Below are 235 nucleotides of genomic sequence, written 5' to 3'. Positions count from 1 at the left end.
CCGCCGTAGCATACTCCCTCATCAGCTTCTTCAGGTTATATCCGCATCCCTTCATCAGCTCCACTAGGAAAGTAGGCGTACCCGTCTCGAACCAATAATCACCAAATCTTTTTTTGGCAAAAGTATTAAGTATGCTGAACGGGTTATAAATATCCACACAATCCTCGTTGAAGTGATACCCGTCATACAGTTCCTTCAGTTTCGCTTTCGCTTCCTCCTCAGTCATATTATTGGC

1 protein-coding gene is annotated in these 235 nt (G+C 44.3%); it reads right to left on the bottom strand.

The window, feature by feature from the left end; translation table 11 throughout:
• Positions 1-235: AAA family ATPase (locus H6A61_RS15695; RefSeq protein WP_204394822.1), on the bottom strand; the 235-nt coding region annotated here is incomplete at both ends.

It is taken from the genome of Bacteroides caecigallinarum (assembly GCF_016901995.1).
Taxonomy (GTDB): Bacteria; Bacteroidota; Bacteroidia; order Bacteroidales; family Bacteroidaceae; genus Phocaeicola; species Phocaeicola cellulolyticus.
The sequence above is the reverse complement of the archived record's forward strand: the minus strand, read 5'-3'. Positions and strand labels throughout refer to the sequence as shown.